The following is a 24,278-nucleotide window of genomic DNA, read 5'->3' as shown; positions in this document are numbered from 1 at the left end:
CGATTGGCCGGAGGGAGACAATCGTGAGGTCCTGGCGTCGGTTCATCGCCGCGGTGGCGGCAGCGGGGTTGGTGGTGGGGCCGGTGAGTGCTGCGAACGCTGCCGCCGGTGGCGCGGTGCGGGTCAATCAGCTCGGGTACGGCGCCTTCGACAGCAAGGCGGCGTACGTGTTGAGTCGTGGGGTCGCGACGCGGTTCTCCGTCGTGGACCGGTACGGGCGACGGGTGTTGAGCGGCGCGGTCGGCAAGGACGTGGGGGAGTGGAATGCGACATACCCGCACGTCTATCAGCTGGATCTCTCGGCGCTGAAGGTGCCGGGGCATTACCGGGTCGAGGTGCCCGGGGTCGCGTCCGCCGGGTTCGACGTGCGGGCTTCGTCGGATCGCTTGCAGGCGGGCGCCAAGGACAAGGTCGTGCAGTTCTTCACGGCTCAGCGGGACAACGTTCACCGCAATGACTCGAAGGCGCTCGTCTACGAGATCCCGGAGTTCGTGGATCCGGACAGCGACCAGACGGTCGGTGAACTGAAGCGCATCGGCGGTCCGGTCGACGTCACCGGCGGTTGGTACGACGCCGGCGACTACCTGAAGTTCACGCACATCGCGGCGTACTCGGAATCGTTGCTCTGGGCATCGGTTCGGGACAAGCCCGACAAGGCCGTGCTCGCCGAAGCGCGGCACGGGCTGGACTGGCTGGACAAGATGTGGGACCAGAAGACCCGGACGCTGTACATCCAGGTCGGCGTCGGTGCGGGCAACGACACCGAGACGTACATCGGCGACCACGACATCTGGCGGTTGCCGGGCGTCGACGACCACCTGACCGATCCGTCCGAACGCTTCCTGCGCAACCGGCCCGTGTTCCGCGCAGCCGCGCCGGGCAAACCGATCAGCCCCAACCTGGCCGGACGTACGGCGGCGGCGTTCGCGCTGGCCGCACAGGTCGAGCCGAACCGGGCGGACGCGCGCCGGCATCTCGAGACGGCCGCGCAGATCTTCGCGCAGGCCAAGACGACGAACGTCGGGCAGTTGGTGACGTCCTTGCCGTTCGCGTTCTATCCGGAGACGGCATGGCGGGACGACCTCGAGCTGGGCGCGACCGAGTTGGCGCTGGCCGCCAAGCGGCTGGGTGATCCGCGCGCCGGAGCCTGGCTGAAGCAGGCCGGGTACTGGGCTTCGCAGTACATCGCCCATGAGGCCGGCGGGGACACGTTGAACCTGTACGACGTGAGTGCGCTGGCGCATGCGGATCTGATCCGGGCTGCGAGGACCGATCGGCCATTGGTCCGCGAGCTGGCCGGTGATCTGCGGGCGCAGTTGGAGATCGGTGTGTCGCGTTCGGCGGCGGATCCGTTCCGGGCCGGCGCGCAGTACGCCGAGTTCGACGCCGTACCGCACACCTTCGGGTTGGCGACCACCGCCCGGCTCTACCGGCAGGCCACGGGTGACCGTCGGTACGACGCCTTCGGTCAGCAGCAGCTCGATTGGGCCTTCGGCGCGAATGCGTGGGGCGTCTCGTTCGTGATCGGCGTCGGGCAGACCTTCGAACGCTGCCCGCACCACCAGATCGCGAACATCACCGGCCATCAGCTGACCGGCGCGGTCGTCAACGGACCCAACTCCGCCGACCTGTTCACGGACGGGCTGGACGACTACCTCGACGGGATGACGCATTGCCCGGCGGATGCGTCCGACGCGTATGCGCAGTACACCGGTCATGACTCGCGGTACGTGGACGACGTACGGTCCTGGCAGACGGCCGAACCCGCGGACGACTTCGCGGCGATCGCGGTCTACGCGCTGACGTAAACTCACGCGGGTGGCTGGCTGGGAAGACGTCCGGGAATTCACCCTCGGCAACATCTCCCGCCCGGCCACCCGCACCGGCAATCGGATCGAGTTCGGCCCGAACGCCATCCGCGCTGTCCAGGACTCGAACGATGACCGCGTGCTCGACCCCTACGCGTACGTCGGTGCCAACCGCTCGCTCTACCTCGACGCAGACCTGACCCAACTCCTGTGCCAAGTCGTCGTGACTGGCGAGCACTCCTGGTCGGTGCAGGATGCCTCCGCTGCAATCATCGGCACCATCACCCGCCTCCCGCCGGATCGCCGCATCCTCCGCCCCAACTGGCGAATCGACCAGCCCAGCCGACCCGTCATCACCGGTCGCACCGAATGGCTTTCCGGCAGCCCTGGCCGCTTGGCCGCCAAGGCCTTGTCCCGCCTGATAGCCGGCGTAGTGGACGGCCTGACCGGCATCGGCGACGAGGGTGGCGAGCAGCCCACCAAGTCCCGGACCCTTGAATGGCGCACCTCCGGCGAACTGGTGATGATCTCGGATTCCTCCATTCGCATCACCGCAGACTGGCTGGACCGCCGCCTTGCCTTCGCCTACAGCCTCCTGGCCAGATGACACATCGCCGGAGCGCGGTCGAGATCGCGACTGCCGTGCGGTCCGGGGCTCTGAGTGCGCTGGATGTCGTCGACGAGGCAATCGCGGCGGCTGAGCGGCTGGATCCGGTGCTGCATTTCCTGGACGAGCTGGATGCTGCGGCGGCGCGGGCGGCGGCTGAGCGGTTGGAGCCTGATGGGTTGCTGGCCGGCGTACCGTTCCTGATCAAGTCGCGTACGCCGCCGGACGCGCCGATCATCGCCCGGCTGGTTGCCGCCGGTGCGATCCCGATCGGATGGTCGACCCGCGCCCGGCCCGGCGCTCAGTCCCTCACCTTCGGCTGGAACGGCGTCGACTACACGCGCAATCCGTGGGATCTGTCGCGATCACCCGGCGGTTCGACCGCAGGGGGTGCGGCGGCGGTTGCGGCGGGCGTCGTACCCCTGGCAACCGGCGGCGACAGCGGTGGCTCGCTCCGGATCCCGGCGTCGTTCTGCGGCGTCATCGGCTTCAAAGGCACCCACGGCCGCATCCCGCGGCCCGGCGGTCGTCCGCTCGGCGGCCTCACCACGGCCGGAGTGATCGGAGCCGACCTCGACGACGTGATCCTGGCAACCAGCATCGCCTCCGGTCCCCATCGCCTCGACCCGACGGCGCTCCCACCTTGGGGTCGCCCTGAGCACCGGCCAACCATCGTCGATGGCGATTCGCGGTCGGTGGGTGCTCAAAGTCGTGTTGCTTATCGGTCGACGCTTGGGGCGTGTGCTGCCGACGCGGGGGTCGATCGGGTGGTGCGGGAGCGGCTGGCGGCGGCCGGTGTCGAAGTGGTCGACGTACCGCTGGAGCTGGCGCCTACGGACGAAGCGTGGGGAGTGTTGTCCGACTTGGACAACGGGCGTGGGGTGGAGGCGTCAGCGGCGCGGCGGGCCCGGGAGGTGCGGGACGTCAACAACACGACGCTTGCTGATCTGTTCGCCGAGGTGGATGCGCTCGTCACGCCGACCACGCTGACTGTTGCCCACGGCTACGATCAGCACGAGCAGAGCATCGTGACCGGCGATCCGTGCTGGGTGTTCAACGTGACCGGTCATCCCGCGGTGAGTGTCCCGGCCGGAATGTCGCAGGGACTCCCGGTGGGCGCACAGGTTGTGGCGCCGCATGGGGCGGACGAGGTTGCGCTGGCGGTGGCTCGCCGGCTCCTGGCTGAGCTTCCCCTCCCACCCGTCCACTGAGCGGTGGCGGGAGGGCCTTTGCTACAGCGTCGATTGCCGACGCTTGCTTGCGGTCGGGTGTGGTTTCGCCGCGGGCGGTGGGGGAGCGTAGCGGCTCGGGCTTCACGAAGTCGGAGATCGCGGCAACGACCGGCGGCGTGTAGGCGTCCTCGCGTACGGCGGTGGCCTGCGTGGTGAAGGGCGCCGGTGGGTGGACCGCTTCCTTCAGCTCGGTGCGGAAGAACTTGACGAGTTCCTTTGCGCGCAGGATCCGGCTGCGGCGGAGGACGTGCTGCTCGCCGGACAGCGACGCCTTCTCGCGCCAGCTGACGTCGAACATGATCCGGCCCAGTCGGAAGCCGGCATTCGTCTCGCCACCGGGGTAGCCCCGTGCACCCCCGTCGGTGAAGAACTCGCTGTAGAAGGCGCCCTCGTCCTCGAACTTCAGCACGTTCCAGGCCCGGAACTGATCCGTCGGCAGCTCGCCCCGCACCCAAGTCTCATCCATCAACGCATGCGACTGGGCGTTCAGCGGCCGATGCCCGACATAGCGGTACTGCGGACGCTCGCCCCGCCGGCGCCGTTCGTACTCCGTGATGATCTGCGGCCACTCGTCCGCGGAGATCGCCCGCGCCAGCCGCGACGCGAACGACGTACGCGCCCGCAGCTCGGCCCGCGAGGTGACCGGATGATCGGTCCGCCCGGTCATCGTCTCGAGCTTGTCCATCACGAACGTCTCGCCGTTCGGTCCGACCCGCTCCCACTGGGTGACCTTCAGCGAGGGTCCGCCCGACATCGCATTGAGCGCACGGAGTACGGCGATCCCCGCGCGATAGACCGGGACGCGGCGGCGCATGATGCGCGTCTCCCAGCGAGTTCGCTCGTCGCTGTCCAGCCACGCAGTACCGACGAGGTCGCGGTTCATCCCGGATGGTCCGCGCGCCAGTTCTTGATCATCTGTTCCATGTCGGTGTGGATGAAGGCGAAGAAGTCGGCGGCCTCGGTCAGGCGGCGCGCGACGGGGGAGTCCGCGGGGAACAGACCGGCGCCGGAGCGGCTGGTCGCCTCCCACTCGCTCAGCGCGAGGTTGCGGCGCTCGAGGATCGCGGCGAAGACGTCCTCGCGGATCCGGTAATGGTCCTTGCGCGAACCGGGCAGCCGCTCGCGCGAGATGAACGACACCTGCAACAGCTGCCGTACGGCGCCCGACACCGCCGGCTGGCTGATCTTCAATGACTCGGCCAGCTCGGCCGCCGTCATCGTGCCGGTCGGGCTGACCAGCATCGCGCCCATCACCCGAGCCGACATCGTCGGTACGCCGCTGTTCGCCAGCACGCCCGCGAACCGCTCGACGAACTGGCTCACGGCTTCCCGGCTCGGTTCCTCCGCCATGGTTGAAGCTTACAGTGATCTGATCTATCGCAATGTTCTGATAAGCCGACTCGGCTTCCTATCCCAACGATCAGGAAATGTCGGTGCTCCCTGATCGGATATCTACATGTCCCGGTTCCGGATGTTCCCGACTCCCGCCCAGCATGGCGCGATGTTGGAGCAGTGTCGGCACGCGAGGTTTGTCTGGAATCTCGCACTGGAGCAGTGGTCGATGTGGACCAGTGACAAAGGACCGACGCCCAACTTCGGTGGGCAATGTCGACAGCTGACCGCAGCACGAGCGGCGTTCGATTGGTTGCGAGCAGGGTCGCAGACGGTCCAGCAGCAGGCACTGCGGGACTTCGACCAGGCGCTGAAGAATTTCCACGCAAGGACCCACCGGCGTCCTACCTGGCGGAAGAGCGGGCGGCACGAGGGTTTCCGGATCGTTGGTTCCCAGGCATCACGGATCGTGAAGTTGAACCGCAAGTGGGCGCAGGTCCTGGTGCCGAAGGTCGGCTGGGTGCGGGTGAGGCTGTCTCGCGCTATTCCACCTGCTGGCTCGTACCGGATCACCCGCGACAGGACAGACCGCTGGCACATAGCCTTCGCCGCGATACCACCGCCGATCCTCGCACCCGGTACCGGTGAGGTCGTCGGTGTGGACCGCGGCATCACCATTTCGGCGGCTTTGAGCAACGGTGAGCTCTTGGTGTGTCCTGGTCTGTCGGAGACTGAACAGGTGCGGCTGAAACACTTGCAGCGTCGGCTCGCTCGAGGTCGGCGCGGCTCTAACCGCCGACGGCGAGTCAGGGCGGCGATTGCCAAGCTGCATGGCAGGGCGGCGGACCGCGGCAAGGATTGGGTAGAGAAGACCAGCACGGATCTTGCGCGTCGGTACGACGTCATCCGTGTGGAAGACCTGCGTGTCGCCAGAATGACCAGGCGACCTAAACCTCGACACGACGCTGCTCGACCAGATCAGTACCGGCCGAACGGACGCCGCGCCAAAGCGAAGTTGAACCGAGGCATCCTGGCCAATGGCTGGGCCAACCTAGTGACCCGCCTGGAGCAGAAGTCGCCAGGTCGGGTCGAGAAAGTGAATCCCGCATATACGTCGCAGACCTGCAGCGTCTGTGGGCATTGCGCACCGGAGAACCGCAAGAATCAAGCGGTGTTCCGGTGCCTCGCCTGCGGGCACGAGGCCAACGCGGACGTGAACGCGGCAGTCAATATCGCGGCCGGATGGGCCGTCAGCGCACGCCGAGAGACGCCCCTACGGGCCTCGCCGAAACGTGAACCTCAACCTGCTACGTCCGCGTAGTGGTTGGAATCCCGATCCTCGAGGCTGGGGAGGACGTCAAGATGCCGCAGTACTTCCAGCTGCTGCCCGCCCTCAGGAGGGCGGGCAGCCCGCGATCAGTTGAGCTCGAGGCCCGGGTAGAGCGGGTGCTTGTCGAGGATCTCGGCGGAGGCGGCGCGGGTCTTGTCGGCGACGCCGTCGGCGAGGACGTACTTCGCCTTGGACGGGGCGCCCGCGGACGTGGTTGTCGGGGTGGTCGAGGACAGCACGTCGACGATCAGCTCGGCGACCCGGTCGAACTCGTCGGCGCCGAACCCGCGCGTGGTCAGTGCCGGCGTACCGATCCGGACGCCCGAGGTGTACCAGGCGCCGTTCGGGTCGCGCGGTACGGCGTTCCGGTTGGTGACGATGCCCGCGTCGAGCAGTGCGGATTCGGCCTGGCGGCCGGTGATGCCGTACGACGAGACGTCGAGCAGGACGAGGTGGTTCTCGGTGCCGTCCGTCACGAGCTTCACGCCGCGCTTCATCAGGCCCTCGGCCAGTACGACGGCGTTGTCCGCGACGGCCTGCGCGTAGTCACGGAACGACGGCTGACGCGCCTCGGCCAGCGCGACCGCCTTCGCGGCCATCGTCTGGCTCAGCGGCCCGCCCAGCACCATCGGGCAGCCGCGGTCGACGGACTCGGCGTACTCCGGCTGGCACAGCACCATGCCGCCGCGCGGACCACGCAGCGACTTGTGCGTGGTGGTGGTCGTGACATGCGCGTGCGGGACCGGGTCGAAGTCGCCGGTGAAGACCTTGCCCGCGACCAGGCCGGCGAAGTGCGCCATGTCGACCATCAACGTCGCGCCGACCTCGTCGGCGATCTCGCGCATCTTGGCGAAGTTCACCTTGCGCGGGTACGCCGAGTAGCCGGCGATCAGGATCAGCGGCTTGAACTCGCGGGCCTTGCGGGCGACCTCGTCGTAGTCGAGCAGGCCCGTCTCGGGGTCGGTGCCGTAGGAGTGCTGGTTGAACATCTTGCCGGAGATGTTCGGCCGGAAGCCGTGCGTCAGGTGACCGCCGGCGTCGAGCGACATACCGAGCATCTTCTGGTCGCCGAGCGCCTTGCGGAGCTTGGTCCAGTCCTCGTCGGACAGGTCGTTGACGTGCTTGGCGCCGGCCTCGGCCAGCGCGGGGGACTCGATCCGCTGGGCCAGGATCGCCCAGAAGGCGACCAGGTTCGCGTCGATGCCGGAGTGCGGCTGGACGTAGGCGTGCGGGGCGTCGAACAGCGCCTGGGCGTGGTCGGCTGCGGTCTGCTCGACGGTGTCGACGTTCTGGCAGCCGGCGTAGAAGCGGTGGCCGATCGTGCCCTCGGCGTACTTGTCCGACAGCCAGTTGCCCATCGTCAGCAAGGTGGCGGGGGAGGCGTAGTTCTCGCTCGCGATCAGCTTGAGCGAGGACCGCTGGTCGGCCAGCTCGGCCTTGATCGCGCCGGCGATCGTCGGTTCGACCGCGGCGATCACCTGCAGCGCGTTGTTGTACGCGGCCGACGCGGCGGCGGCATCGAAGGATTGAGTCATCGTTGTCTCTCCTGCGGTTGCAGTGGGTCGAAGGCACCCAGGCGCACGGTGCCGACGGGTTTCGCTCCCCGGTGGTTCTCCACCTTCAGCGCGCCAGTCGCGACGGCGTCAGCCTATCGTGCGTTCGACGATGCGATCGAACGGTGTCGTCCGGGGTAGCGTCCCGAACACCCCGCCCCAGTCGTTCGCCAATCGCGACGCCACGAATGCGTCGGCCACCTCGGGCGTCGACTGCCGGATCAACAAGGACGCCTGCAGGCACAGGGCCATCTGCGCAGCCAGCCTCCGGGCGCCTGCCTCGGCATTCTCGACGTCAGCAAGCGCTTGCAGCACGTCGTTCACTGCCGCATCGAGCCGTCCGTCCGCACCTTGTACGGCGGCCATCTCGGTCAGCCACGCGTCGAGCGACTCCGGCCTCCTCAACGCTCGCAGTACGTCGAGCGCGTTGACGTTCCCCGACCCTTCCCAGATCGAGTTCAACGGCGACTCCCGGTACAACAGCGGCAGCCCGGACTCCTCGACGTACCCGTTGCCGCCGAGACACTCCAACGCCTCCGCGACCATGAACGGAGTCCGCTTGCACACCCAGAACTTCGCCAACGGAAGCGCGATCCGCCGGAAGGCCGCTTCCTTCGGGTCCGCGGAATCCACGGCTGCGGCCAGGCGCATTGCCAGAGCTGTGGCGGCCTCGCTCTCGATCGCGAGGTCCGCCAGTACGTTCTGCATCGCCGGCTTGTCCGCCAGCAGGCCCCCGAAGGCTGAGCGGTGCTGTGTGTGCCAGATCGCCTCGACCAGTGCGCGCCGTTGGAGTGCCGCCGAGCCGAGCACGCAGTCCAGCCGGGTCGCGGCGACCATCTCGATGATCGTGCGGACACCGGCGCCCTCGTCACCCAGGCGATAGCCGATCGTCCCGTGGAACTCGACCTCGGACGACGCGTTCGACCGGTTGCCGAGCTTGTCCTTCAGGCGCTGCAGCGCGAACGGGTTCCGGTTGCCGTCGGCAAGCACCCGCGGTACGACGAAGCAGCTCAGCCCGTCCGGTGCCTGCGCCAGCACCAGGAACACATCGACCTGCGGCGCCGAGCAGAACCACTTGTGCCCATTCAGCTGATATTCACCGTCGCCCACAGCCGTCGCGGTGGTGAGGTTCGCCCGTACGTCGGACCCGCCCTGCTTCTCGGTCATCCCCATCCCGGCGAGCACGCCGCTCTTCGCGGCGACCGGCAACCGCCGTACGTCGTACTCCGTCGACGCCAGCTGCGGAACCCACTCCTTCGCGAGGCGCTCGTCCGCGCGCAGCGCCGGCACCGCGGCGTACGTCATCGAGATCGGGCACCCGTGCCCCGGCTCGACCTGGGACCAGAGGTAGAACCCCGCCGCTCTCCTCAAATGCGGCGACGGCTGATCGCTGGTCCAGGGCGCGGCCTGCAGCCCGAACCCGACAGCCTGCTCCATCAGCCAGTGCCACGACGGGTGGAACTCGACTTCGTCGATGCGGTTCCCGTAGCGGTCGTGCGTGCGCAGTACCGGCGGGTTCTGGTTCGCCGGGAGCGCGTGCGCGCGGGCCTCCTCCGACCCCGCCAGCTCGCCGATCCGGTGTAGGCCGGGGTCGTCGGCCAGGTCGGCGTACGGACGCAGAGCGTCACCGAGAGCCGCATCCTGGGTGAAGAAGTTCACGCCCCGCAGTGGGGGAGCCTGATTCGTTACCGCGAATGGGTCCGCCATGTCAGTACGGTAAGCGGTATGGCACGTTCTGGGGCAGGACCCACTGGTGGGAGCTCCCTCTCATTGGCATGGGTTCGCCGGATCCCCGCGACGACCTGGAGTCTGCTGACGCAGACCGTCGGGGTGTGCTTGCGGTACCGCGTCACCGGCCTCGCCGCGGAGGGAGCGTTCTTCGCGATCCTCTCGCTGCCGCCGCTGATCTTCGGACTCGCCGGATCGCTCGGTTACATCGCGAGCAAATGGTTCGAGGTCGAGACGATCAACGACATCAAGCAGCAGATCGTCGACCTGGCCGCCCGGGCGCTGACCGACGACTCGATCAAGAGCGTCATCTCGCCGACCCTCGACCAAGTGCTGAACGGCGGCCGGCCGGACGTCATCTCGATCGGTTTCGTGCTGTCGCTGTGGTCCGGCAGCCGCGCGCTGAACGTCTTCGTCGACACGATCACGATCATGTACGGGATGGGCGGCAAGCGCGGCATCGTCCGGACCCGCGCACTGTCCTTCAGCCTGTACTGCGCGGCGCTGATCATCGGCGTGATCGTCCTGCCGCTGGTGCTGGCCGGTCCGGACGCGGTGCAGGCGCTCCTGCCGCATCGGCTCGACTTCCTGAACCAGCTGTACTGGCCGGTCGTCACCATCCTGTCCGCGGGCTTCTTGAACACGCTGTACCACCTGTCCGTGCCGATCCGGACGCCGTGGGTCTCCGACCTGCCGGGCTCGTTCCTGGCGCTGTCGATCTGGATCCTGGGCAGCTTCGTACTGCGCTGGGTCCTGCAGAGCACCGTCGGCGGTACGTCGATCTATGGTCCGTTGGCCGCGCCGATCGCCGTACTGATGTGGCTGTATATGACTGCCATCGCAGTACTGATAGGTGCGGCGTTGAACGCTGTGGTGGACCGGCTGTGGCCGCACAAGCAGCATGTCGTTGAGGTGAAGTCTCAGGTCGCCGAAGTGGACGAGGTCGAGCCGGTGATGAAGGCGGAGCCTGAGCGGCACCACGACCACACGCTGACGCCGGTGGAGTCCGATGAGCGCCCGGAGGCCGAGGTGGCGCGCAAGGTGGAGGAGTTGGGCGAGCGGTCGCTGAAGTCTGCGCCTGCGGCCGAGAAGCCCGAGAAGCCCGAGAAGCCCGAGAAGCCCGAGAAGCCCGGGAAGCTTGCGGCTGAGAAGCCGGCCCCTGCGAAGCCCGCTGAGGAGCCTGCCGCCGAGCCGGTGCGGAGGCCCGCGTCGGTCGGAAAATCCGGTGCGCAAGGTGACACCGACGACCTAGTCTGACCACATCAGACGGTCCCCGGCTCGGGACCGACCGGACAGGAGGGAGGCAGCTGCCATGAGCTACTACCAGGCCCAACGGCCTGCTGTCTCCGACACTGTCCGTCCGCTGAGCTGAGCTCGCGGCCGGGCCCTCTGAAAGGTTCGCCGCATGTCAGCCACACTCCAGGCCCTGGGACTCGACAGCTCCACGGCCGAATTCCTGCAATCCGTCCCGGAAGAGCTGGTCCCGGGACGCGTCGCCCGGGTCGACAAGGGCCTGGCGACGGTCTTCACCGCGGACGGTCCGGTCCGCGCGAGCTGGTCCGGCGCACTGCTCACCGCGATCGCCTCCGACCCACAGGCCGGCCCGTGTACGGGGGATTGGGTCGTACTGCGCTTCTGGCCGGACGACCGCATCACCGTCGAGTCGGTGCTGCCACGCCGTACTGCGATCGTCCGAGCGGAGGTCGGCGGGTCGTCGCGCGGGCAGGTGCTCGCGTCGAACGTCGACGTGATCGCCATCGTCGTCGGTCTGGTCCCGGAGCCGAACATCGTCCGCATCGAGCGCTTCATGGCGCTGGCGTGGGAGAGCGGCGCGCGGCCGGTCGTCGTACTCACCAAGTCCGACCTGGTCGGTGACGCCGACTCGGTAGCCGAGGACGTGGCGCTGGCTGCGCCGGGTGCCGACGTACTGGTGTGCAGCGCGACCACCGGCGCGGGGATGGACGGCGTACGCGCACTGCTGGACGGAGACGCCACCCTGGCGTTGCTGGGGTCCAGTGGAGCGGGCAAGTCGTCTCTGGTGAACACCCTGGCCGGTGTGGAGCTGCTGGACGTGCAGGACATCCGCGAGGACGGCAAGGGGCGTCACACGTCGGTGCGGCGTGAGCTGATAGTGCTGCCGACCGGTGGGGTCGTCATCGACACGCCTGGGCTGCGGGGGATCGGTCTGCAGGAGTTGGGGGAGGGGCTGGCTGCGGCGTTCCCCGACATCACGGCGCTGGCCGAGCAGTGCAAGTTCAAGGACTGCTCGCATGTGATGGAGCCCGACTGCGCCGTGCGGGCTGCTCTGGACGACGGGACCCTGCCGTACCGCCGCTATGACAGCTGGGTGAAGCTGCAGCGCGAGGCGGCGTACATGGCACGTCGCGCGGACATCCGGCTCCGCAACGAGGCGAAGAAGGAGTGGGTCCGCGCCAGCAAGTCGTACCGGCGCGACCACAAGCCCCGGCCCTGATGAAAAGATCGCCTGCATGAACCGATCAGTGCTGGTGACTGGGGCATCGCGGGGGATCGGAGCGGCGACGGCGCGTGCGTTCGCCGCGGCGGGGGACCGGGTGGCGGTGCATTACAGCGCCTCGGCAGATGCGGCTGCCCAGATCCTGAAGGAGTTGCCTGGTACGGGGCATGTGATGGTGCAGGCCGACCTGGCTGATCCGGCGGCGATCGCGTCGATGGTCGAGGACGCTGCGCGAGCGCTGGGCAGCATCGACGTACTGGTGAACAACGCCGGCCTCTACGTCCCGCACCGGATCCGCGAGACGACGTACGCCGAGTGGCAGCAGGCGTGGACCGACACCCTCGCGGTCAACCTCGTCGGCCCGTCCAACGTCACCTGGTGCGCGGTCCGGCACATGTCCCGCGGCGGCCGCATCATCAACGTCTCCTCCCGAGGCGCCTTCCGCGGCGAACCCAACCAACCCGCCTACGGCGCCTCAAAAGCCGCCATCGTTTCCTTTACCCAGTCGCTCGCCCGAGCCCTCGGCCCAGAAGGCATCGCCGTAACTGCGATAGCCCCAGGCTGGACCGTCACAGACATGGCCGCCGTGAACCTGGCCGGCGACGGCTACAACCGCCGCAGCCTGGAAAGCCCGCTAGAGCGGGTCGCCGACCCATCCGAAGTGGCCGCCGCGATCCTCTACCTAGCCTCGCCAGAAGCCGAGTTCGCCACCGGCACCGTCCTGGACTTCAACGGCGGCTCCTACCTCCGCATGTAAACCAGTCGCCCGAGGGCCTGCGGCTGACTAGGGTCCACCTCGTGCATCACATCATCACTCCGCCGACCGCCGCCGCTTAGCGGACGGCGTCCTCGCGCTCAGGTCAGTCCGGCCTGAGCTCCTTCGGCCTGTTCGCAGACGCCCCACCATTCATTGCGAACACCTCCGGAGCACCCGATGCACTCCCGTCTCTCGACCAGACGCGCCCTGATCCTGATGTCCGCAGCCGCCCTCGCCTGGGGGACTGGCGGCCCAACCGGCGCCCTCCTCGGGCACACCGGCCTGACCCCCACAGCCACGTCGTTCTGGCGCCTAGCCACGGCAGCTCTCTGGCTAGCAATAGCCCGCCGCATCACAGGCAGAGGCCCAGCCCGCCCCGTCTTCACCGCAACCCCACTCCGCCACCTGGCAAGCGGCGCGGGCCTGGCCCTGTGCCAACTCGGCTACTTCGCCGCCATCCCCCGAGTAGGCGTAGGCATAGCCACAGTCATAGCCCTGGGCGCCGCCCCCATCCTCATCACCTTCGCAGCCCGAGAACGCCTGACCCCCGCAGTCCTCGCCGCAATCACCGGCCTGACCCTCCTGACCGCCACCACCGGCACCACAAACCTCACAGGCATAGCCGCCGCCCTCGCATCCGCGGTCGGCTACACAGCCACAACAATCCTCAACCGCAACACCCCAGACCCGCTAACCACGGCCTACCTGGGCTTCGCCACAGGAGCAGCATTCCTACTCCCGTTCGCCGCCCTACCAACAACCCTCAGCGCCTGGCTCCTGATCGCCTACTTCGGCCTGATCCCCACAGCCCTCGCCTACACCCTGTTCTATAAGGCCCTAACAACCCTGAAAGCCTCAACAACAGCCCTCATAGCCCTGATAGAGCCAGTAGTAGCCACAGCCCTAGGCCTACTCCTCTTCCAAGAACACCTAACAACCACCAGCCTCATAGGCGCAGCAGTACTACTAGCCGCAATAGCAACCCGTGCCTCCCACGAATAACCACCCCAGCCAGGAAGCCGAGCCGCAAACCCAACCCAAGCTGGTGAGCGAATCACCCAACCCAGCCCAGCTGGTGAGCCAATCGCCCAGCCCAGCCCAGCCCAAGCCGCCGAGCGAACCGCTGAACCCAACCCAGGCTGGTGAGCGAACTGCCCAGCCCAGCCACGGAGCCGAGCGAAGCGAAGGCGCAAGGGGGTGCGGGTGGCGGAGCCCCCGCTCGCGGCAAGCGAAGCGCAGCCGCACAAATGACGAAGGCGACGTGGTCTGCGCTCTCCGCAGACACACGCCGCCCATCGCCTTCGTGGACGATACTGGGATCGAACCAGTGACCTCTTCCGTGTCAGGGAAGCGCGCTACCGCTGCGCCAATCGTCCGGGAAACTCAAGACTACTGAGGTTTCGAGGTGGAGACGGGATTCGAACCCGTGTACACGGCTTTGCAGGCCGTTGCCTCGCCTCTCGGCCACTCCACCAGGTGAGAAAGCTGGGCCGAACCCTCTCCGAGCGGACGACCGGGTTCGAACCGGCGACCTCAACCTTGGCAAGGTTGCGCTCTACCAACTGAGCTACGTCCGCATCACCCCGAGCAGTTTCCCTCGGTGCGAGAGCAGAACAGTAGCGCACTTTCCGCCCTGACAAAAACCGGATTCCACCCCGTGTTCCAGGCTGTTGTCATCCGGGTACGACGAGCGTGAATCACACCCCATCCGTCACCCGAGTCACACCGAACCTGTCCACTCGCCACGCCGTCCGGTCACCCCTTCAACGACGCGAGATCGACCGTTTCCAGGTAGTCGGCATCGCCCCGGAGATGGATCGCCGCGACACGCCCGTCGACGACCGTGAAAGAGAACACAACGACCGGTTCGCCGCGCTGCATCCACACCAGCCCGGGCATCCCGTCGACCAGCACGAGTTTCGCCGCCTGCGCCCGTCCGGAGAACGCGGCCGCGACCCGGTCGTGCCCGGTGATGCTCGCGGCGATCCCGCGTTCCGAGGCGGTGGCGTCTGCCCGCAGTACGACCTCTGGATCGAGTACCTCGAGCAACGCCGAGAAGTCCGCGTTGCGTGCGGCGGCCAGGAACGCGCTGACGACTTCCTGCTGGCGGATCACATCCACGCTGGACGGTTCCGGCGTACCGCGGACTCTGCGCCGGGCGCGGCTCGCGATCTGCCGCGCGGCCGCCGGCGACTTGCCGATGATCGGCGCGATGTCTTCGAACGGTACGGCGAACATGTCGTGCAGTACGAACGCCAGCCGCTCGGCAGGCGACAGTGTCTCGAGTACGACGAGCAGCGCGAGCCCGACCGAGTCCGCCTGGACCGCTTCGAGCTCGGGATCGGGTACAACGTCGTCCGCGAGCACGGGGGAGTGATCGCTGACCGGCAGCTCGGGCCGGCCGCGGCGGGTGCGCAGCATGTCGAGGCAGATCCGACCGACGACCGTGGTCAACCAGCCGCCGAGGTTGTCGATCGTGTCGGTGTCACTGCGGCTGAGCCGGATCCAGGTCTCCTGGACCGCGTCCTCGGCCTCCGGCTCAGAGCCTAGGATCCGGTACGCGACAGCCCGCAGGCGGTCCCGGTTCTGCTCGAACCGCGTCGCGAGCCAGTCGTCCCCGTCCATGTCCATCACCATTCCACCTGTCACACCAACCGGCCCAGCGCCGTCATCCCGATGACGTACCACTGGGACAACATGTGACATCGCAACGATGAGGAGCGCGCCATGTCGGAACCACCCCGCCCGTTGCCCGTACGCAAGCAGGACATGCTGCACCGCTTCGAACACGACGTCGACGCGTGGGTATCCACTGCGTCGCTCGACGGTACGCCGTACCTGATGCCGCTGTCGTTCCTGTGGTCCGACGACACCCTGCTGCTCTCGACAAGCGTCACCAACCCCACCGCCCGCAACCTCCAGGCCAACCCGAAGGTGCAGCTGACGATCGGCCAGGTCCGCGACGTCATCCACATCGCCGGCACCGCCGCCGTCACCGACATCACTGACACCGAAGGCGACTCGTTCGCCGCGAAGGCCGGCTTCGACCCCCGCCCCCTCTCCAACTATCCCTTCTTCCGTGTCATCCCCACCAAGATCCAAACCTGGCGCGAACTCAACGAACTGAAGGACCGCATCCTGATGGACAAGGGCGTCTGGCTGGTCTGACTTGACCTCGAGTGCGCTCCAGGAGGGAGGGTGGAGGGCATGGTGTCTCGGACTCTTGGAAACGGGCGGAATGTCAGTGCGCTCTGCCTGGGCGCGATGAACTTCGGTACGTCGACGCCGGCCGACACCGCGATCGCGATTCTGGATCGGTTTGTGGAGGCGGGTGGGACGTTCATCGACACGTCGAACAACTACAACCAGTGGCACGGGCACGGTGGGGACAGCGAGGAGCTGTTGGGGAGCTGGATGAGGGAGCGCGGCAATCGGGACGAGTTGTTCATCGCGACGAAGTGCGGTGCGCGGACCACGGTGCCAGGCGATCCCGGTGATGCGCACTGGGAAGGGCTCAGCTCGTCCGCGATCGACGACGCCGTCAAGGGCAGTCTCGCCAGACTAGGTGTTGAGCAGATCGACTTGTACTACGCGCACATCGACGACCGCAGTACGCCACTGGACGAGACTGTTGGCGCATTCGGGCGGCTGGCCGCAGATGGGGTCGTTGACCTGATCGGCTGCAGCAACACGGCTACGTGGCGTCTGGACCGGGCTCGGCAGACCGCAGCTGCCCAGGGCGTTGCGCAGTACTCCGTTATCCAGCAGCACTCCAGCTACCTCTGGCCGAATCCTCCTGCACTCCAAGGCCAACGTCGTCACGGCACTCCGCACTACCAGCACGCAGGTGTCGAGCACTTCGACTACCTGTCGGAGCACCCGGACATGACGCTGGTGGCGTACCAGCCTCTCCTCGCTGGTTCGTACACGCGCCCGGACCGACCGTTCGAGCCCCGCTACGCCCACCCGACGGCGTACGTGCGCTATGAGGCGCTCCGCCAAGCTGCGCGCGACCTAGGGGCGACGCCGAACCAGGTAGTACTGGCCTGGCTCCTGCACCACAACGTCATCCCGCTCTTCGGTGCCTCCTCGCTCGAGCAGCTGGAGGAGGCACTGGCAGCAGTCGAGCTCCAGCTCGACGCGGACCTGGTGGATCAGCTGGACAACGCCTGATCCCGGACACACGGCGGTACCTTCCTGAAGGTCAACGAGATCTCCCTGCTCGACCGGCTGATCAAGCGCTAGGCCGCGGGCTGTGGGGCTGCGGCTGGGCTGCGGTTCCCGTTGCGGTCCACGGCACGGATGGCCATCTGCACGTTGTCCTTGGAGATGTCGAGCGTCACCGTGGTGACCTTTCCGACGGGAATCGCGCTGCTCCAGTCGGACTCCGTGGTCTCGCGCAGCACCACCTCGTACCCGGTCAGGTTCGTTTCGGGGTTGGGATCCCAGGACAGTGTGGTGAGGTTCGTGCCGGAGAGTGTGCCGGGTGGCGTCGTGTGGATCTGCGCGTTCTTCGGCGTACCGGGCGACGTCGCTAGCCCCCACAGCGCCGCGGCGTTCACCCTCGTCACCCGAGCGATGTAGTCGAAGTCCACGAAGTCGATCAGGTCGCCGAACTGCACGCCGTCGACCACCTGGACGTTCTGGTGCTCGTGATTGAAGTTCTCCCGAGGCTCGGTGAACCTGGCGGCCGGGAAGCCAAGGGTCTGGAACGAGACGTGGTCGCTGGCGCGGAGGAACCGGTCGCGCCGCCAGACCAGCCGGATGTTCATGCCGGTCAGGCTCTTCGGCGCGACCGAGTGCACGAAGCGGCCAAGCTGGCGCGCCTTCCCGTCGTTCTCACCGCCGGCCGACTGCAGCAACGAGATCTGCGCAGCCGTCACGTTGGTCGGGATCCCCTCGAGGAACATCCGCACGGTGAACGGATCAGGTTTGTGACCGTCGAACGACCGGCTGGCCCCGATGATGTCGTTGCTGAACATCCCCTGTACGTCGTTGCCGGCGGCAGCCATCTGCTGCGCCATGAAGGAGGAGCCGTACAGCCCTTGTTCCTCGCCGGTGACGGTCGCGAACACGATTGTGCCGGGGAACTGATGCGCCGCGAAGACCCGAGCGAGCTCGAGCACGCAGGCAACACCGGACCCGTCATCGTCGGCACCCGGCGCATCGCTGGTGAAGTCCATGACGTCGGTCACCCGCGAGTCGAGGTGGCCGGTAACGACATAGAACCGCTCGGGCGACGCCGTCCCCTTCAGCGTGGCGATGACGTTCGTGATCTGGGTCGGCACAGGGATCCGGCTGGAAACCGGCTGAATGAACGACTGCCGCTGCACCGTCATCCTGCCGCCCGACGTCGCAGCAATAGCCCCCATCTGCTCCGCCACCCAGTTCGTCGCCGCCCCAATCCCACGCACCGGATCCGTCTGCGTAGACAAAGTATGCCGAGTCCCGAACTCCGTCAGCCGCTCAATAGTCGCCCCGATCCGCTTGGGATCCACATCCCGCAACAACTTCCGCAACTCCGCATCAAACTTGGTCGGCCCAAGCCCACTCGACGCCACAGCGGGCGCAGCCTGCGCTTCGCCCGCGGCCCCGACCAGCACCGCACCGACGGCCCCAGCCGCCACAGCACCAGAACCAGCCAGGAACACCCGCCGGCTAGACCCCTGCGCGGAAGCCGAGGGCGACGAAGAAGCTGAAGCCGAAGATCGAGACGAACGAGAGCCAGACATGGCGCCTCCAGAGTGAGCGGTCAAATACGCCTCGCCTCACTCTGGCACCCCCCACGCACCCCGTCAGCGGCTCACCAAACAGGTTTTCCCTCGCGTTTCGTGCTCGCAGTTGGTGAGCTGATGCGACCACCCTGACTCGCAGCGCCAAGCCACCTGCCGAACCAACCATCGAGACAAGATCCGCCGTAACCTGCAGGACGCCATAGAGGAGGAAGTGCACTACCAGGACGCCACAATTAGCCAGGAAGAACTTGATTGGCTGGTACACGTGCGGGTATGGGGCGAGGATCGCTACGAACTGGCAAACTTCACCGATGACGAACTCGTCCCAGCCCTGACGGAACTCGCACGGAGGCAGGGGCGTCCGGCCGTCGATTCACACGACTGGCAAGACAAGTTGAAGGACGAGTTGCGAGCCGCTCGCGTTGCTCACCAGGACATAAAGGTAGCTATGGGACGGAGTGGCGTTCGCGAGGCGAAGCCTGAATTGGCCAGACTGCTGTGGCCGACCCTGCGGGCCAAGTGCGAGCTGGAACTTGCTAACGGCACTAGTGAAACGCCAGTCCTGGATTTGGTCCTGGAGGTACGGCGACTGGTCACAAAATTGAGCGGCGTTATGAGTCTCCACGGCAGGTAACGTCTAACTGTGTGTTGGAAAGCCACTGCTGCGTCATAAAGTAATGAAATGGCAAGAGCACACACAGGCAAGATGCCGAATGACCAGGTTCTGCGCTGGGCGGCCGAGGCGGTTGGCGGGACGAGCGTCGTTTCGTCCGAGGGCCTGACCCGCGGCGAGCACCGCCCTTCGGGCACGTTCCGCCTGGGAATCGAAGGACCGGCGGCCCGGACCAGGGACGTGATCTTGAAGGTCCCTGTCCGGGGATGGATCGCCGCCGCGTGGGTGATCACGAACGCACGCGCGCTTCAGCTGGCCGAGACTCATGGCCTGGCCGCGCCGCGGCTGATCGCTGCGGATCTCGACGGGAAGGCGAGCGGAACCGTCGCCACCCTGGAGACCTTCCTGCCCGGCAGCGCCGGTCTCTCGCCGACGGTTTCGGTCGCCCGGCTCCGCGAAGCGGGAGCGGCCCTTGCCAGGGTCCACGCCTTCAGGCTGGTTCCGCAGGCCCACCTGCCATACCGGCCCCGGCCGTGCGCCGTCGACGACCGCGCCGATGAACGCTGGCGGGGCCTGATGCCGACCACACCTTTGCTGCAGCAGGCCGACGAGCGGGTCAGGTCGCACGGGATGCCGGCAGTCGCGTCGGTGTTCGTGCATGGTGACGCCTGGGGCGGCAACATGCTGTGGGAGGGTGACCGTTGCGTTGCGCTGATCGACTGGAATACAGCCGGGGCTGGTAATCCGGGCGTCGATCTCGGCAGCCTGCGGATGCAGATGACCCTTCAGTACGGCCAGGACGCGCCGTCCCATGTGTTGGAGGGCTGGGAGCGGCAGGCGGACCGGGAGGCAGTCGGCGTGCCCTACTGGGATGCCGTGGCCGCGCTGAACACGCCGACAGTGATGGACGGTTGGGCGGGATTCGCCGACGACGGTAGCCTCCTGGGCGCCGCTGCCGTCACCGAAAGGCGCGACGCTTTCCTTCGCACCGCTCTCAGTCAGTGGTCATAAAGTGGTCGCGCGTGCCGAAATCGACGCTGCTCTCCACTTGGGGGCCTGTTAAGCCTCGCCGATGTCGATTCTCGTCTGTCCCAGCCGATGGAAGAGCCATTCCCAGCGAAACCTGTTGGCTATTGTCTCGCCCGTGCCGGAGGTTAGCGGCGTGACCGTGTTCTCCGCTCCGTCGTGAGGATCAATAAGGATCACCCCGGCGTAGCGGAGCACTGCCAGCGAAGCGAGCCAGGCAGGGTGTCCCGCCAGGTCGTGCTTTGCAAACGGCACCGCGACTGTTGGTGTCCGCGAGCCGAGGGCTGCGCAGAGGGTCGTGAGCGGATACGTGACTACAGCGACAGCATCGGCGGGTGGAGTGCGCTTCGGCTTGTCTGGGGTGCGGTTGCAGGTGATGACGGGGGTGTCTTCTAGGTCCTGGTCTGTGAGCCAGGGGAGGGCTGCTTCGGTGGGGATGACGTAGGGGTCCCAGCCGTTGGCGCGGGCGGCCTTGACGCCGTCTGCGGTGCGGGAGGCGAGGGGCGCACCGCAGCTGCCGCCTTCCTGGCAACAATCGAGGCTGCGAAGAACACCGGGACGTACGTCGACCCGCACGCCGCCAGGCGCATCAAGTTCGGCACGTACGCCGCCCAATGGCTGGAATCGCACAACGTCGAGCTGACGACGCGAGCACGTGACCGATCGCTCCTGAAGAACCATGTGGTCGCCCACTGGGCAAATGCACCGCTGTCGGCAATCGACCATTCATCGGCACAGAAGTGGGTCACCAGCCTTTCCCGTCAGCTATCGCCGTCGACGGTGGGCGAATGCCACCGCCTATTCAGTGCCGTCCTCAAAGCGGCCAGTCGAGACCGGCTGATCGCCGTGAATCCGGCGAAGGATGTCCGCCTGCCAAAGAAGCGCCAGACGGCGGGCGACCGGCAGACGATCAGCCGGGAGGAGTTCACCGAGCGGCTCCTCCCTGCCGTTCCGGAACGTCACCGTTCGATCGTCGCGCTCGCTGGCGGCACGGGCCTGCGGTGGGGCGAATGCGTGGGGCTCCGCTGGGAATCCGTCGACGTTGCGGCCGGGACGATCCGGGTTGAGCGAGTTGCCGTCGAGGTGAACGGCCACGTCAGCCCGAAGCCTTACCCCAAGTCGAGGGCTGCATCGACGAGTGGTGCCCCTCCCGTCGATGGTGGGGCATCTCCTGGAGGAGTACCGCGAGCTGTACGGGACCGGCCAGGCGGGAGAGGTGTTCATCAAGGAGGCAGGCACGCCGCTGCGACGGACCCTGTTCCGGGCACGGATCTGGCGACCCTCGCTCGTCCGGGCCGGACTGCTCGGGTGGGTAGGCCAGGGAAGGCGACAAGTTCCGGGGGAGCTGGCCGACCCCGGCCGGAGACGAGACCGAGTTGTTCAAGACGAAGGCGCAGGCAGTCAAGGCGGTGTCACGCCACGCTGAGGGCGGCCTGCGGTTCCACGATCTCCGGCACTCGTACGCGTCGTGGTTGATCACCTCGGGTGTGCCGGTTCCCGACGTACAGCGGGTGATGGGGCACGAGCGGCCGACGACGACGCTGATGATCTACACGCACGTCCAGGGAGGCTCCCAAGAGCGGGTCCTAGGGGCTCTTGCTGCCTTTTCGCTGCCTGCCGAGGGCTGAAACGAGTAGAGCGGGGACCCGGATGACTCTGGGTTCCCGCTCTGACCTGCGTGTTCTTCGGGTGGGCGATACTGGGTTCGAACCAGTGACCTCTTCGGTGTGAACGAAGCGCGCTACCACTGCGCCAATCGCCCGGATGGTGGTGCTGGTGTTTCGTATCGGGTGGTGCCGGTGAAACCTTAGCGCATCATTGCAGCGACGATCTAATCGGGCCGGGCTACTCTTGCTGCAGGACGGAGATCCCGTCGCGTTGGAGACGTGATTGTGACTTTCTCGCACGACACCGAGCAGGCGCTCGGGACGCTGGTCCGGCTCGTCAACACCATGCCCGGACCGAACAGCCAGGTCGACTCGCTGGAGACCCTCGAGGAACTGGAGAAGTTCGTCCAGGAGCGGGAGTTCAGCGCGGTCGACACGTTGACGGACAAGGACCTGGCCGAGGTCCGCGATCTGCGGCCGCTGTTCGCGCCGGTCTTCACCACGGATTCCGACGCGTCCGCGGCGACGATGATCAACGCGATCATCGCGCGCGGTACGTCGACTCCGCGGCTGACCAACCACGACGGGCATCCGTGGCACATCCACTACTCCCGCGCCGGCGCGTCGCTGGCGTGCCGGATCACGGTGGAGTGCGGGATCGCGCTTGCCCAGGTGATCTCCGCCGGCGAGCGCGAACGCCTCCGCCGCTGCGAGGCGCCGGACTGCGACGACGCCCTCATCGACCTGTCACGGAACCGCTCCAAGCGGTACTGCGATGCCCGCACCTGCGGCAACCGCTTGCACGTGGCGGCGTACCGCGAACGCCGCAAAGCCTCCGGCGAGTAACCCGGCCACACGCAGTTTGGGGAGGATCTTAGGCCCGTACGGGTCGAGGATCCTCCCCAAACTGGTCAGGGGTTGGGGTTCTCGGCGGAGCGTTCGGCGAAGATCTTCGCGACCTGGGCCGTGATGGTGCCGGGCGCCGCGAGGTCCCGGCCATCGACCCGGTGAATGCCTTGTACGTCGCGTGTCGTCGACGTGAGGAAGATCTCCTCAGCCTGGAACAGCTGTTCCAGCGGTACGTCGCGCTCGACCCCGCCGAACCACTCGAGGATCAGGCCGCGCGTCACGCCCGCCAGCGCGCCTGAATCCAGCGTCGGCGTGACCAGCTCACCGTCGTACACGCAGAAGATGTTCGAGCCGGTGCCCTCGGCAAGGTTGCCGATCGTGTTGGCGAAGATCGCCTCGCTGGCGCCGCGCTCCTTGGCGTAGGCGAGCGCGAGGACGTTCTCGGCGTACGACGTGGTCTTCAGGCCGGCGACCGCGCTGCGTTCGTTGCGGACCCACGGGACCGTGACGATGGCGGAGGTCGCGGACGGCCGCTTGATCTCCTGCGTCGCGATCAGAATCGTCGGCGCCGACGTACCGCGATCGGACGACAACGGTGAGACACCGCCCGTGTACGTGATCCGCAGCCGCGCGAATTGCATCCCGGGCTCGATCACGGCCTCGATGCCGGTCTCGATCGCCGCGACATCGGGTGTCGGCAGGCCGAGTCCGACCGCGGAGCGGACGAGCCGGTCGAGATGCCGGCGTACTGCGAACGGGCGGCCGTTCTCGACCTTGATCGTCTCGAAGACGCCGTCGCCGGTGGTCAGCCCGTGGTCGAGCGGCGAGACCGTCGCCTCGTCGTCCAGCAAGGCGCCGTTGAGCCAGATACGCATGTGGTGCTCCTTCCGCGCAACACCTTAGTGCGCAGGGGATCCGGTACTGCGAGGTGACCAGCTGATGACGGTACGTCGACCTGCCGGCGGACCCCGATTTTTGATGTCGGCCCGGGATGGGCTAATGTTCTTTTCGCGCCGGGGGACACTGGAACCCGGTCGCAATGCGGACGTAGCTCAGTTGGTAGAGCGCAACCTTGCCAAGGTTGAGGTCGCCGGTTCGAACCCGGTCGTCCGCTCGGAGAGGGTTCGGCGGGCCTACTTCTCAGTGCCAGCTTTCTCAAAGCCAGCTTACTCAGTGGTGGAGTGGCCGAGAGGCGAGGCAACGGCCTGCAAAGCCGTGTACACGGGTTCGAATCCCGTCTCCACCTCGAAACCTCAGTAGTCTTGAGTTTCCCGGACGATTGGCGCAGCGGTAGCGCGCTTCCCTGACACGGAAGAGGTCACTGGTTCGATCCCAGTATCGTCCACGAAGGCGATGGGCGAGGTGTGTCGCGCAGTTCCTGCGCTGACCGCCTCGCCTTCGTCATTTGTGCGGCTGCGCTTCGCTTGCCGCGAGCGGGGGCTCCGCCACCCGCACCCCCTTGCGCCTTCGCTTCGCTCGGCGGCTTGGGCTGGGCTGGGCGGTTCGCTCACCAGTCTGGGTTGGGTTCAGCGGTTCGCTCACCAGTCTGGGTTGGGTTCAGCGGTTCGCTCACCAGTCTGGGTTGGGTTCAGCGGTTCGCTCACCAGTCTGGGTTGGGTTCAGCG

At 67.0% G+C, this 24,278-nt stretch carries 21 protein-coding genes, 7 tRNA genes and 1 riboswitch; of the genes, 17 read left to right on the top strand and 11 right to left on the bottom strand.

All coding sequences use genetic code 11. From position 1 onward, the window contains the following. Nucleotides 1-23 precede the first annotated feature (23 nt). From EV645_RS00360 to EV645_RS00350, 3 genes are read left to right on the top strand one after another with little or no spacing between them, the layout of a single operon-like run. On the top strand, nucleotides 24-1,808 hold the full coding sequence (locus tag EV645_RS00360) for a glycoside hydrolase family 9 protein (protein WP_130438497.1): 1,785 nt from the start codon (nucleotides 24-26) through the stop codon (nucleotides 1,806-1,808). 10 nt (nucleotides 1,809-1,818) lie between these two features. After that, nucleotides 1,819-2,415, top strand: a complete 597-nt coding sequence (locus tag EV645_RS00355; protein WP_130438495.1) for a hypothetical protein — start codon at nucleotides 1,819-1,821, stop codon at nucleotides 2,413-2,415. After that, nucleotides 2,412-3,626: an amidase gene (locus EV645_RS00350; RefSeq protein ID WP_198681389.1), complete on the top strand. Its 1,215-nt coding sequence runs from the start codon at nucleotides 2,412-2,414 to the stop codon at nucleotides 3,624-3,626. The genes EV645_RS00355 and EV645_RS00350 overlap by 4 nt, the downstream gene beginning before the upstream one ends. A gap of 900 nt (nucleotides 3,627-4,526) precedes the next feature. Here the strand turns inward: EV645_RS00350 and EV645_RS00345 are convergent. After that, on the bottom strand, nucleotides 4,527-4,997 hold the full coding sequence (locus EV645_RS00345; protein ID WP_130438491.1) for a GbsR/MarR family transcriptional regulator: 471 nt from the start codon (nucleotides 4,995-4,997) through the stop codon (nucleotides 4,527-4,529). A gap of 106 nt (nucleotides 4,998-5,103) precedes the next feature. Here EV645_RS00345 and EV645_RS00340 point away from each other — a divergent pair, with 106 nt between their 5' ends. Next, a complete protein-coding gene (locus EV645_RS00340; protein WP_130438489.1) occupies nucleotides 5,104-6,300 on the top strand; it encodes an RNA-guided endonuclease InsQ/TnpB family protein in 1,197 nt (398 codons plus the stop codon). Between the two features lie 95 nt (nucleotides 6,301-6,395). On the opposite strand, the gene EV645_RS00335 is transcribed toward EV645_RS00340, so the two are convergent. Together EV645_RS00335 and EV645_RS00330 are read right to left on the bottom strand one after the other, a co-directional pair. After that, nucleotides 6,396-7,844, bottom strand: a complete 1,449-nt coding sequence (locus EV645_RS00335; RefSeq protein ID WP_130438487.1) for a glycine hydroxymethyltransferase — start codon at nucleotides 7,842-7,844, stop codon at nucleotides 6,396-6,398. A gap of 28 nt (nucleotides 7,845-7,872) precedes the next feature. After that, a riboswitch (ZMP/ZTP riboswitch) is annotated at nucleotides 7,873-7,955 on the bottom strand. After that, entirely contained in the window at nucleotides 7,953-9,569 is a 1,617-nt protein-coding gene (locus EV645_RS00330; RefSeq protein ID WP_130438485.1) for an acyl-CoA dehydrogenase family protein, read from the bottom strand. Its footprint overlaps the riboswitch before it by 3 nt. A gap of 18 nt (nucleotides 9,570-9,587) precedes the next feature. Here EV645_RS00330 and EV645_RS00325 point away from each other — a divergent pair, with 18 nt between their 5' ends. The 4 genes from EV645_RS00325 to EV645_RS00310 all read left to right on the top strand — a co-directional run bounded on the left by EV645_RS00325 (nucleotide 9,588) and on the right by EV645_RS00310 (nucleotide 13,825). Next, a complete protein-coding gene (locus tag EV645_RS00325; protein WP_130438483.1) occupies nucleotides 9,588-10,847 on the top strand; it encodes a YihY/virulence factor BrkB family protein in 1,260 nt (419 codons plus the stop codon). Between the two features lie 148 nt (nucleotides 10,848-10,995). Then, the gene (gene rsgA / locus EV645_RS00320) at nucleotides 10,996-12,063 is read left to right on the top strand and encodes a ribosome small subunit-dependent GTPase A (RefSeq protein ID WP_130438481.1); all 1,068 of its coding nucleotides are present in this window, start codon (nucleotides 10,996-10,998) and stop codon (nucleotides 12,061-12,063) included. Nucleotides 12,064-12,079: 16 nt separating this feature from the next. Then, a complete protein-coding gene (locus EV645_RS00315; protein ID WP_130438479.1) occupies nucleotides 12,080-12,823 on the top strand; it encodes an SDR family NAD(P)-dependent oxidoreductase in 744 nt (247 codons plus the stop codon). A 216-nt stretch (nucleotides 12,824-13,039) separates the two neighbouring features. Beyond that, entirely contained in the window at nucleotides 13,040-13,825 is a 786-nt protein-coding gene (locus tag EV645_RS00310) for an EamA family transporter (RefSeq protein WP_157996976.1), read from the top strand. 302 nt (nucleotides 13,826-14,127) lie between these two features. On the opposite strand, the gene EV645_RS00305 is transcribed toward EV645_RS00310, so the two are convergent. From EV645_RS00305 to EV645_RS00290, 4 genes are all read right to left on the bottom strand, one after another. Next, nucleotides 14,128-14,199, bottom strand: a tRNA-Val gene (locus EV645_RS00305). A 27-nt stretch (nucleotides 14,200-14,226) separates the two neighbouring features. Beyond that, nucleotides 14,227-14,297 (bottom strand) — tRNA-Cys (locus EV645_RS00300). A gap of 30 nt (nucleotides 14,298-14,327) precedes the next feature. Further along, nucleotides 14,328-14,400 (bottom strand) — tRNA-Gly (locus EV645_RS00295). A 178-nt stretch (nucleotides 14,401-14,578) separates the two neighbouring features. Next, on the bottom strand, nucleotides 14,579-15,448 hold the full coding sequence (locus tag EV645_RS00290) for a sigma-70 family RNA polymerase sigma factor (protein ID WP_130438475.1): 870 nt from the start codon (nucleotides 15,446-15,448) through the stop codon (nucleotides 14,579-14,581). A gap of 102 nt (nucleotides 15,449-15,550) precedes the next feature. Here EV645_RS00290 and EV645_RS00285 point away from each other — a divergent pair, with 102 nt between their 5' ends. Beyond that, on the top strand, nucleotides 15,551-15,991 hold the full coding sequence (locus tag EV645_RS00285; RefSeq protein WP_130438473.1) for a pyridoxamine 5'-phosphate oxidase family protein: 441 nt from the start codon (nucleotides 15,551-15,553) through the stop codon (nucleotides 15,989-15,991). Nucleotides 15,992-16,030: 39 nt separating this feature from the next. Further along, nucleotides 16,031-16,996, top strand: a complete 966-nt coding sequence (locus tag EV645_RS00280) for an aldo/keto reductase (protein ID WP_130438471.1) — start codon at nucleotides 16,031-16,033, stop codon at nucleotides 16,994-16,996. Nucleotides 16,997-17,064: 68 nt separating this feature from the next. Here EV645_RS00280 and EV645_RS00275 read toward each other — a convergent pair whose 3' ends face one another. Beyond that, nucleotides 17,065-18,237: a M28 family metallopeptidase gene (locus EV645_RS00275; protein ID WP_198681388.1), complete on the bottom strand. Its 1,173-nt coding sequence runs from the start codon at nucleotides 18,235-18,237 to the stop codon at nucleotides 17,065-17,067. A gap of 1,003 nt (nucleotides 18,238-19,240) precedes the next feature. On the opposite strand from EV645_RS00275, the gene EV645_RS00270 reads away from it, so the two are divergent. After that, nucleotides 19,241-20,182, top strand: a complete 942-nt coding sequence (locus tag EV645_RS00270) for an aminoglycoside phosphotransferase family protein (RefSeq protein WP_130438467.1) — start codon at nucleotides 19,241-19,243, stop codon at nucleotides 20,180-20,182. 48 nt (nucleotides 20,183-20,230) lie between these two features. Here EV645_RS00270 and EV645_RS41745 read toward each other — a convergent pair whose 3' ends face one another. Further along, nucleotides 20,231-20,890, bottom strand: coding sequence for a hypothetical protein (locus tag EV645_RS41745; RefSeq protein WP_198681403.1), 660 nt, complete (start codon nucleotides 20,888-20,890; stop codon nucleotides 20,231-20,233). Here EV645_RS41745 and EV645_RS43320 point away from each other — a divergent pair. Continuing rightward, nucleotides 20,786-21,673: a tyrosine-type recombinase/integrase gene (locus EV645_RS43320; protein ID WP_422386606.1), complete on the top strand. Its 888-nt coding sequence runs from the start codon at nucleotides 20,786-20,788 to the stop codon at nucleotides 21,671-21,673. The genes EV645_RS41745 and EV645_RS43320 overlap by 105 nt on opposite strands. Continuing rightward, nucleotides 21,574-21,825, top strand: a complete 252-nt coding sequence (locus EV645_RS00260) for a tyrosine-type recombinase/integrase (protein WP_130438465.1) — start codon at nucleotides 21,574-21,576, stop codon at nucleotides 21,823-21,825. The genes EV645_RS43320 and EV645_RS00260 overlap by 100 nt, the downstream gene beginning before the upstream one ends. Nucleotides 21,826-21,887: 62 nt before the next feature. On the opposite strand, the gene EV645_RS00255 is transcribed toward EV645_RS00260, so the two are convergent. Next, a tRNA-Val gene (locus tag EV645_RS00255) sits at nucleotides 21,888-21,959 on the bottom strand. Nucleotides 21,960-22,089: 130 nt separating this feature from the next. Here EV645_RS00255 and EV645_RS00250 point away from each other — a divergent pair. After that, nucleotides 22,090-22,650 (top strand): CGNR zinc finger domain-containing protein, encoded by a 561-nt coding sequence (locus tag EV645_RS00250; RefSeq protein WP_130438463.1) that lies wholly within the window; start codon nucleotides 22,090-22,092, stop codon nucleotides 22,648-22,650. A gap of 65 nt (nucleotides 22,651-22,715) precedes the next feature. Here the strand turns inward: EV645_RS00250 and EV645_RS00245 are convergent, their stop codons facing one another. Further along, entirely contained in the window at nucleotides 22,716-23,528 is an 813-nt protein-coding gene (locus EV645_RS00245) for an aminotransferase class IV (RefSeq protein WP_130438461.1), read from the bottom strand. A 166-nt stretch (nucleotides 23,529-23,694) separates the two neighbouring features. On the opposite strand from EV645_RS00245, the gene EV645_RS00240 reads away from it, so the two are divergent. From EV645_RS00240 to EV645_RS00230, 3 genes are all read left to right on the top strand, one after another. Further along, a tRNA-Gly gene (locus tag EV645_RS00240) sits at nucleotides 23,695-23,767 on the top strand. A 61-nt stretch (nucleotides 23,768-23,828) separates the two neighbouring features. Beyond that, a tRNA-Cys gene (locus EV645_RS00235) sits at nucleotides 23,829-23,899 on the top strand. Between the two features lie 27 nt (nucleotides 23,900-23,926). Next, a tRNA-Val gene (locus EV645_RS00230) sits at nucleotides 23,927-23,998 on the top strand. The last annotated feature ends 280 nt before the right edge of the window (nucleotides 23,999-24,278 follow it).

The sequence above is a fragment of the Kribbella rubisoli genome, assembly GCF_004217145.1.
In the GTDB taxonomy this organism is placed as follows: Bacteria; Actinomycetota; Actinomycetes; order Propionibacteriales; family Kribbellaceae; genus Kribbella; species Kribbella rubisoli.
This window is presented reverse-complemented; position numbering and strand designations above follow the sequence as displayed.